This window comes from Nocardioides sp. P5_C9_2 (genome assembly GCF_054049555.1).
This window is the reverse complement of the sequence record NZ_JBFUMD010000001.1, coordinates 19663-27990: the sequence shown is the minus strand read 5'-3', so window position 1 is coordinate 27990 and position 8328 is coordinate 19663. Positions and strand designations below refer to the sequence as shown.

Sequence of the window (8328 nt, the reverse complement as noted above, 5' to 3'; positions counted from 1 at the left end):
GTCACGGAAGTCCCCCAGCGTCCGTGCCAGCCAGCGCAGCTCGCCGGCGACGTGCGCGGCGACGTCGCCGTCGAGCAGGGGACCGTACGCCTTCAGGCCCGCCCGGATGCGTCGGGTCGCGACCCGCGCCCGGTGCACACCGTCCGGCTTGCCCCGACGGATCTCGCTGTCACGGCGGGCCAGCTCGGCGCGTTGCTCGACGAGCAGCCTCGTCAGCACCCGACCGGCCGGTCGGCCGGGCCTGGGACGCCGCGCTCGGGGCGGTCGCGGGACGCGGTCCCCCCACACCCGCTCCACCTTGCGCTGCACCTCGCTGAGCCCGACGCCCCGGTCGGCGAGCATCCGGGTGGCCGCCTCCAGCAGCGCCGGGTCCCCCGTGACGAGCTCGAGCTCCCACTCCCGCCACTCGACCGGGGTCGACCCCTCCTCCGCGCGGCATCCGCTGACGCGATCGTCGGCCAGCTCCGCCAGGTCGGTCCCATCGGCGCCCACCAGGCGGTAGGTCGTCCGCCGGGTGTCGATGGTGGCCATCGCGATCAGGTCGGCACCCCGGGTCCACGCGCCCACCGCCTCACGCAGCGGCTTCGGCACCACGTGCCGGGCACGGGCGAGCGGCAGGTGGACCTCGTCGCGCCCGTCGCCGGCCGGGACCTTGAGGTGCCAGCCCTCGTCGGATCCGCCCTCCCGGCGGCGCAGCGTGACCCCCGCAGCCATCAGCGACAGCTCGGCGGTGTCGAAGTAGACGGCGACCAGGTCGTCGGTCCCCGCGTGCTCGACCGAGACCACTCCGGGCAGGCCGGTGAGGTCGGGCACCTCCGCGTCCGCGGCAGGCGACCAGGTCAGCTCGACCTCGTGGTGGTCCGGCACACCCGAGATCTACCACATCGGGTGAGCGGGTGACCTCGTCCTTCCGGGACTAGTCGACCGGGTCCCCGCCGGGTCAGGAGGGGTGCCCGCCGGGCACCGGGGTGCCGGGCTCGTAGGGCTGTCGGGTGAGGATGAAGGTGCCCACGTCGAGGTGGGAGACGGACCCGTCGTCGCGACGTACGACGTGCAGCTCCTCCCCCGCGTGGTAGCCGCGGGTCCCGACCACCCGGCCGTCGGCGTCGGCGAAGCGCCACAGTTCCACGTCGCGCCGGCGGGCGACCAGGTCACCGCGCTCGCAGGCGAAGACGTAGGGGGTCGCCCCCCAGTGCCAGATGCCCAGGGCGTCCTCGAAGGGCGCCGGCACCCCGTCGTTGGGCCGCCACACGGGCGGCAGCGTCGGCTCGCACCGCTCGAGCTCCTCGAGCAGTGCGGCCCCGAAGGCGGCGACCGGCACGCCGCCGGTGGCATTCACCAGCCCCACGACACCGGTACGCCGGGTGCGGTCGACGAGGCAGATCGCGTGGAAGCCGGGCATCGAGCCGCTGTGACCCACCAGGGTGCCCGCCCCGCCGCGGAACACCTGGAACCCGAGGCCGTGGGCGTAGGCGAGGCCGCTCGACTCCTCCCCCGCCTGCGGCGTGAAGGCCTGGGCCAGCAGGTCGGCCGACAGGACGTCGTCGTGGCCCCCGAGCAGGAAGGTGCAGTACGTCGCGAGGTCGGTGACGGTGCTCCACACCTGCCCGGCGGGTGCCATCGCGGCGGTGTCGGGCAAGGGCTCGGGGATCAACGTCTGCGCGTAGGGATGCACCGACCAGCCGAGCGCGTGGGCACCCGACGCCTGGTAGGAGGTGCGGGTCATGCCGAGCGGCACGAGGATCCTCTCCCGGACCACCTCCCACCACGTCTGCCCGCGCTGCCGGGCCACCACCTCACCGAGGAGCCCGTAGCCGAGGTTGGAGTAGTGGAACCGCCGGTCGGGGTCGAACGCCGCCGCCGTGCCGTCGTTGGCTGCGGCGAGCTCCTCGAAGGTCCCACCCTCGGTCCGCTCCCACCACGACCCGGCAGGCTCGGCCTGCAGGCCGCCTGAGTGCGCGAGGAGCTGGCGGATCGTGCGGTCGGCGTACCCGACCTCGCCGAGCACGTCGGAGGCCGGCGCGTCGAGGGACAGCACGCCCTCGTCGACGAGCTGCAGGACCAGCACGGCGGTCAGGGTCTTGGTGATCGAGCCGACCTTGTACTGCGTGTCGACGACCTCTCCGGGCACGTCGCCCACGCCGTCGGCCCAGGCGAGGCCGCCGCCACGCACGACACCGGCGACGATGGAGGGCACATGCCCGTCGGCCTGGGCCGTGGCCAGACGCCAGCGGAGCCGTCGCGCGGTGTGGTCGGTGACGACGTCGGACTCCGCGGTCATTCGGCGAACGCCTCGGGGGGCGGGCACGCGCAGACCAGGTTGCGGTCGCCGTAGGCCTGGTCGATCCGGGCCACCGGCGGCCAGTACTTGTCCGGGTCCACCCCGCTGGGGAAGACGCCCACCTCGCGGGAGTAGGCGCGGTCCCACTCGCCGACGAGGGCACGGGCCGTGTGCGGGGCGTGGCGCAGCGGGGAGTCCTCGGGGCTCCAGGTCCCGGCCTGGACCTGGGCGATCTCCTCCCGGATGGCGATCATGGCGTCGCAGAAGCGGTCGATCTCGGCGAGGTCCTCGGACTCGGTCGGCTCGACCATCAGGGTGCCGGCGACCGGGAACGACATGGTCGGTGCGTGGAAGCCGTGGTCGACGAGCCGCTTGGCCACGTCGTCGACGCTGACGCCGGAATCCTTGGTCAGGCCGCGCACGTCGAGGATGCACTCGTGGGCCACCAGGTTGCCGTGACCGCGGTAGAGCACCGGGTAGTGCTCCTGCAGGCGGTGCGCGACGTAGTTGGCGCTGAGCACCGCCACCGCGGTCGCCCGGGCGAGCCCGGGCCCGCCCATGAGCCGGATGTAGGCCCACGAGATGGGCAGGATGCCCGCCGAGCCGTACGGCGCCGCGCTGATCGCGCCGATGCCCTCGCGCTTGTCCTCCTCGGGGTGCATCGGGTGCGAGGGGAGGTACGGCGCGAGGTGCTCGCGCACCGCGACCGGGCCSACGCCSGGKCCGCCGCCGCCGTGCGGGATGCAGAAGGTCTTGTGSAGGTTSAGGTGCGASACGTCGCCSCCGAACTCACCCGGCCGGGCGTGGCCGAGCAGCGCGTTGAGGTTGGCGCCGTCCACGTACACCTGGCCACCGTGGCCGTGCACGATCTCGCAGAGCTCGGTGATGGTGTCCTCGTAGGCCCCGTGCGTCGACGGGTAGGTCACCATGATCGCGGCCAGTGTCTCGGAGTGGGTGTCGCACGCGGCCCGCAGGTCGTCGAGGTCGACGGCGCCGTCGTCGCCGGCCTTGACGACCACCACCTTCATCCCCGCCATCACCGCGGACGCGGCGTTGGTGCCGTGGGCGGACGACGGGATGAGGCACACGTTGCGTGCCTCCTCCCCGCGCCCGCGGTGGTAGCCACGGATGGCCAGCAGGCCGGCCAGCTCGCCCTGCGACCCGGCGTTGGGCTGGATCGAGACGCGGTCGTAGCCGGTCACCTCGGCCAGCCACCCCTCGAGGTCGTCGACGAGCTGGCGGTAGCCGGCCGCGTCCTCTGCCGGGGCGAAGGGGTGCAGGTCGGCGAAGCCCGGCAGGCTGATGGGCTCCATCTCGGTGGTGGCGTTGAGCTTCATCGTGCAGGAGCCGAGCGGGATCATGCCCCGGTCGAGCGCGTAGTCGCGACCGGACAGACGCCGCAGGTAGCGCAGCATCTGCGTCTCGCTGTGGTGGCTGGAGAAGACCTCGTGGGTGAGGTACGCCGTCGCGCGGCGCAGGTCGGCGGGCAGTCCCTCGGCCACGTCCTCGTCGACCCCGAGGGCCGCGACGCCGAACGCGCGGAGCACGCTGGCCACGGTGGCCGGGGTGGTGCACTCCGAGATGCTGAGGCCGACCCGGTCGCCGTCGACCAGGCGCAGGTGGAGGCCGAGGCTGCGGGCCGCCGCGACGACGTCGGCCGCGCGGCCGGGGACGACGGCGGTGAGCGTGTCGAAGAAGGTGTCGTTCTCGAGCTCCACTCCCCCGGCCCTCAGCGCGCCGGCGATGCGGCCCGCGGAGCGGTGCGTGCGCTGGGCGATCTCCCGCAGCCCGTCGGGACCGTGGTAGACGGCGTACATCGAGGCGACCACGGCGAGGAGCACCTGCGCGGTGCAGATGTTGGAGGTCGCCTTGTCGCGACGGATGTGCTGCTCGCGGGTCTGCAGGGCGAGCCGGTAGGCCGGGCGGCCCTCGGCGTCCACCGAGACGCCGACGAGGCGACCCGGCAGGTGGCGCTCGAGGCCCGCGGCCACCGCCATGTAGCCGGCGTGCGGACCCCCGTAGAAGAGCGGGACCCCGAAGCGCTGCGAGGACCCGACCACCACGTCGGCGCCGAGCGTTCCGGGGGCCTCGAGGACGACGAGTGCCAGCAGGTCGGCGGCCACCACGGCCAGCGCGTTGCGCTCGTGCGCGGCCTCGATGACGGGGCGCGGGTCGAGCACCCGTCCGGACGCTCCGGGGTACTGCACGAGGACGCCGGAGAGCTCCCCCTCGGGCAGCCCGTCGGTCAGGTCGGCGACGACCACGTCGATCCCCATGGCGTCGGCCCGGGTGCGCACCACGTCGATCGTCTGCGGGAGGGCGTCGGCGTCCACGACGAACGGGCCGCTCGCCTTGCGGTTGCCCCGGCGGACGAGGGTCATGGCCTCGGCGGCCGCGGTGCCCTCGTCGAGCAGCGACGCGTTGGCGGTGGGCAGCCCGGTCAGGTCGCCGATGACGGTCTGGAAGTTGATGAGGGCCTCGAGCCGGCCCTGGGAGATCTCCGGCTGGTACGGCGTGTAGGCGGTGTACCAGCTGGGGTCCTCGAGGACGTTGCGACGGATCACCGGAGGGGTGATGGTCGCGTGGTAGCCCAGCCCGATCATCGCCTCAGCGGGACGGTTGAGCCCGGCGATGCGACGCAGGTCGCGCGCGGCCACGTCCTCGGTGAGCGCCGGCGGCAGGTCGAGCTCGGCGCCCGCGCGGATGCCGCCGGGGACGGCGGCCTCCATGAGCGCGTCGAGGCTGTCGAAGCCCAGCTGCTTGAGCATCACCTCGACGTCGGGCTCGCGCAGGCCGATGTGGCGCTCGACGAACGGTGCGGTGGTGAGGTCGGACGAATCCGTCATGGAGGCTCCCTGGGTCGCGGTCAGCGGGCCTCCCCCTCTGTCGTCCCCCGATGGGGTCCTCCAGAGCTGCCTGGTCTGCACGGTCCGGGTGCCTGAGAGGTTCCGGGGAGGAATTGCCCCTTCGGCGCTTGCCCGGCCGAGGGCCGGGCGAAGACTCTCCCGTGCGGGATCATCAGCACCCCGAATCTACCAGCGACCGGGCCACGACCCGACTCGGACGCGATGATGGGCCCGTGAGCCCTCCCCAGGTCCTGGTCGCCGGTCCCGTCTCGTGGAACCGCGTCGTCCATCTCGACGCGCTTCCCGAGCCCCGCCCGCACACCGTCCTTGCCCGCCACCACGTCGACACGCTCGGGGGCACGTCGGCCGGCAAGGCACTGCACCTCGCGGCACTGGGGGTCGAGGTCACGCTGGCCACGGTGCTCGGCGAGGACCGCGAGGGCGACCTGGCACGGGGCGCCCTGCGCCACCCCTCCCTCACCGTGCTGGCCGGCAGGTCGCCCGGGGGCACCGAGCAGCACCTCAACCTCATGGACGACCGGGGTGGACGGGTGTCGATCTACCTGCGCCTGCCCGACCTGGAGGAGCCCGTGCCCGCCCCGGACGCCCTGGCGGCGCTCGGCACCTGCGACGTCGCCGTGCTGGACCTTGCGGAGGTCGCCCGACCGCTCCTCGCCCGGGCCCGCGCCGCGGGTCGGCCGGTGTGGTGCGACGTGCACGACTACGACGGGACGGCGGCCTTCCACCGCGACTGGGTGGACGCGGCGGACGTGCTGTTCCTCAACGACGACGGGATGGCCGACCCGCTGCCCTTCATGCGGGCCCGGGTGGCCGCTGGCACCTCGCTGGTCGTCTGCACCCGGGGTGCGCAGGGGGCGACCGCGGTGACGGCGACCGAGGAGCTGCACGTCCCCGTCCGGCCGGTGGCCGACGTCGTGGACACCAACGGAGCCGGCGACGCGTTCTTCTCCGGTGTCCTGGAGGCGACACTGGCCGGGCACGGCCTTGCGCAGGCGATGGAGGCAGGGCACCGACAGGCCGCGGTGTGCCTGCGCTCACCCGGTCTCGCTCCCCTGGACACGGCCTCCTGAGACGTACGACGGGCCCGGAGCGTCTGCTCCGGGCCCGTCGTCGTGTCTGCGATGCGGTGCTCAGCCGGTCTGGCGGGCGGCCCGTCGAGCGGCGAGCTCGTCGCTCGGCGCGGGCGCGTCCTGCGCGGTGCGCTCGCTGGGCAGCTCGGCGAGGGTGCCCTCGATCTCGCGCCACACGCCTCCGATGGCGATGCCGAAGACGCCCTGGCCGCCCTGGAGCAGGTCGATGACCTCGTCGTTGCTGGTGCACTCGTAGACGCTGGCGCCGTCGCTCATCAAGGTGACGCGGGTCAGGTCGTCGGTGCCACGCTCGCGCAGGTGGGCCACCGCGGTGCGGATCTGCTGCAGCGAGATGCCGGCGTCGAGCAGGCGCTTGACGACCTTGAGCAGCAGGATGTCGCGGAAGGAGTAGAGGCGCTGCGTGCCGGACCCGGACGCGCCCCGCACGGTGGGCTCGACGAGACCGGTGCGGGCCCAGTAGTCGAGCTGGCGGTAGGTGATGCCGGCCGCGTTGCAGGCCGTCGGCCCGCGGTAGCCGGTGTCGCTGGGGAGCGGCGAGACGTCATCGGTGAAGAGCAGACCCTGCTCGTCGGCGGTCTCGGCGGCCTGGGCTGCCTCAGCACCCACGCGGTCCTGCTCGTTCTCGTTCGAAACCACGACGACCCTCCACGGTCTACTCCTCCACTGGGCGTAGCTCCGGGGGAAAGGCGGCTGCGGGGAAGGGCAACCACACGGGTGGAGTTACAGCGAAGAACTTCAACCTATGCCTGCGGTGGAGGGTGGTCAAACATCTCGGCGGCGTGTCCAAACCCTCAACCTCAGGTTGAGGGTCAGACTTCCGGCTGCTCGAAGTCCTCGGGCGACACGTGGTCGAGGAACTCCCGGAAGGCCTCGACCTCGTCCTCCTGCTCGGCGGGCACGGCGAGGCCGGCTTCGTCCAGCACCCCCTCGGCGCACACGATCTTGGCACCGGTGCGCAGGGCCAGGGCGATGGAGTCGGACGGGCGCGCGCTGACGACCTGACCTGACGCGAAGACGAGCTCGGCGTAGAAGACGCCGTCCTTGACGTCGGTGACCCGCACCTCGCTCAGCTGCTGGCCGGTGGCCTCGAGCACGTCCTTCATGAGGTCGTGGGTGAGTGGTCGCGGCGGCACGACTCCCTGCTGGGCGAAGGCGATCGCCGTCGCCTCCACCGCCCCGATCCAGATGGGCAGGTAGCGCTCGCCGGAGGCCTCCCGCAACAGCACGATGGGCTGGTTGGAGGGCATCTCGACGCGGACTCCGATGACGTCTACTTCGCGCACGTCCTCACCCTACTCCCGGTCCAAGAGCGGTCCGGGAGGGCGGTCAGCGACGGCGCAGGCCGGTCTTGACCAGCGTGGCGTGCAGGCGCACCGACAGCGCCGCGATCTCGGTCACGGCGTCGGCCGCGCGCCCCCGGGCGGCCGCGTCGCGACCCCGCTCGAGGGGCGCGACGACCTGCTCGACCAGGCCCACCTCGCGGTCGGCGGCGGTCTTGAAGGCACGCAGGTGTCGCGGCTCGAAGCCGAAGTCGGCCAGCTCGCGAGCCGTCTGGGCGACGACCAGCGCGTCGGTGTCGTAGTGCCGGGTCCCGGTGCGCGGGGCGATGAGGCCGAACTGCTCGAGCTGGGTGAGGAGCTCGTCGGAGACCTCGGCGATCTTCAACAGCTCCATCCGCGAGAGACGGACGTCGCTGGTGCGCGCGAAGGACTCCGGCGACGGCAGTCCGTCCGCCGCCAGCGACACCTGGGGGACGGTGGGTACGACGCCCTCGATCGGCGGCGGCTCCAGGCCACGGTCGATGGCGTCGAGGTGCTCCCCGATCACCTTGAGCGGCAGGTAGTGGTCACGCTGCATGCGCAGCACGTAGCGCAGCCGCTCGACGTCGTCGGTGGAGAACTTGCGGTAGCCGGCCGGCGTCCGCTCGGGCTTGATGAGCCCCTTGTCCTCGAGGAACCGGATCTTGGGGATCGTCACGCCCGGGAAGTCGGTGCGCAGCTGCTCGAGGACCTGCCCGATGTTCATCCGGCCGCGCGAGAGCGACCCGGACGCTGGTCCCGAGGACGCCGGCGAGGAAGGGGCGGACACC

7 protein-coding genes and 1 riboswitch are annotated in these 8328 nt (G+C 73.0%); of the genes, 1 reads left to right on the top strand and 6 read right to left on the bottom strand.

Features of this window, described 5'->3' with window-relative positions; translation table 11 throughout:
* The 3 genes from ACXJKL_RS00130 to gcvP form a co-directional block, all read right to left on the bottom strand.
* The coding region (locus tag ACXJKL_RS00130) for a CYTH and CHAD domain-containing protein (RefSeq protein WP_457205020.1) at positions 1–867 on the bottom strand (867 nt) is incomplete at its 3' end.
* A gap of 73 nt (positions 868–940) precedes the next feature.
* A complete protein-coding gene (locus tag ACXJKL_RS00125) occupies positions 941–2281 on the bottom strand; it encodes a serine hydrolase domain-containing protein (RefSeq protein WP_457205019.1) in 1341 nt (446 codons plus the stop codon).
* Complete coding sequence (gcvP, locus tag ACXJKL_RS00120; RefSeq protein WP_457205018.1) at positions 2278–5127, bottom strand: aminomethyl-transferring glycine dehydrogenase; 2850 nt, start codon at positions 5125–5127, stop codon at positions 2278–2280. Before gcvP ends, ACXJKL_RS00125 begins: the two co-directional genes overlap by 4 nt.
* 70 nt (positions 5128–5197) lie before the next feature.
* Positions 5198–5299: riboswitch (glycine riboswitch) on the bottom strand.
* A 61-nt stretch (positions 5300–5360) separates the two neighbouring features.
* Between gcvP and ACXJKL_RS00115 the strand changes: the two genes are divergently transcribed.
* Complete coding sequence (locus tag ACXJKL_RS00115) at positions 5361–6218, top strand: carbohydrate kinase family protein (RefSeq protein WP_457205017.1); 858 nt, start codon at positions 5361–5363, stop codon at positions 6216–6218.
* 60 nt (positions 6219–6278) lie between these two features.
* Here the strand turns inward: ACXJKL_RS00115 and ACXJKL_RS00110 are convergent, their stop codons facing one another.
* The 3 genes from ACXJKL_RS00110 to ftsR all read right to left on the bottom strand — a co-directional run bounded on the left by ACXJKL_RS00110 (position 6279) and on the right by ftsR (position 8264).
* Positions 6279–6845 carry a MerR family transcriptional regulator gene (locus tag ACXJKL_RS00110; RefSeq protein WP_457205016.1) on the bottom strand — a complete coding sequence of 189 codons (567 nt, stop codon included), beginning with the start codon at positions 6843–6845 and terminating at the stop codon, positions 6279–6281.
* A gap of 203 nt (positions 6846–7048) precedes the next feature.
* On the bottom strand, positions 7049–7522 hold the full coding sequence (locus tag ACXJKL_RS00105) for a bifunctional nuclease family protein (protein ID WP_457205015.1): 474 nt from the start codon (positions 7520–7522) through the stop codon (positions 7049–7051).
* 43 nt (positions 7523–7565) lie between these two features.
* Positions 7566–8264: a transcriptional regulator FtsR gene (ftsR, locus tag ACXJKL_RS00100; RefSeq protein WP_457205014.1), complete on the bottom strand. Its 699-nt coding sequence runs from the start codon at positions 8262–8264 to the stop codon at positions 7566–7568.
* Positions 8265–8328: the final 64 nt, after the last annotated feature.

What these genes read in the sequence shown, in the direction of transcription:
- ACXJKL_RS00125 (WP_457205019.1), bottom strand. Translation starts at nt 2,281, where the DNA reads ATGACCGCGGAGTCCGACGTCGTCACCGACCACACCGCGCGACGGCTC.
- ftsR (WP_457205014.1), bottom strand. Translation starts at nt 8,264, where the DNA reads ATGAACATCGGGCAGGTCCTCGAGCAGCTGCGCACCGACTTCCCGGGC.